The organism is Paraburkholderia sp. SIMBA_030 (genome assembly GCF_046535245.1).
GTDB lineage: Bacteria > Pseudomonadota > Gammaproteobacteria > Burkholderiales > Burkholderiaceae > Paraburkholderia.
In genome coordinates, this window is sequence record NZ_JAWRXB010001660.1 from 1 (window position 1) to 235 (window position 235).

Below are 235 nucleotides of genomic sequence, written 5' to 3' on the forward strand. Positions count from 1 at the left end.
TGGGCGGAATCGGATAACGCGGAAAACGAGGGATGCGCGGAAAGCGGGGCTGCGTGCGGCTCGACACGGATCGCATACGCGGGCCACGGGCCGCGCAGCTGCGCGTCGAACGCATCGGCGAGCCGCGCGGGCCAGATCGCGCAATGCACGCGGTTGTCGCCGGCGAACTCCGCGTCGCGCAGGATGCGGTCGCCGATCCATACGACCGGCGTGCCGCGCGTCGCATCGCGCAGCG

Annotated in this window: 1 pseudogene; it reads right to left on the reverse strand. The window is 71.9% G+C overall.

What is annotated here, in order from left to right:
• A pseudogene (locus SB772_RS45660) lies at positions 1–235 on the reverse strand (hypothetical protein); the annotation flags it as partial.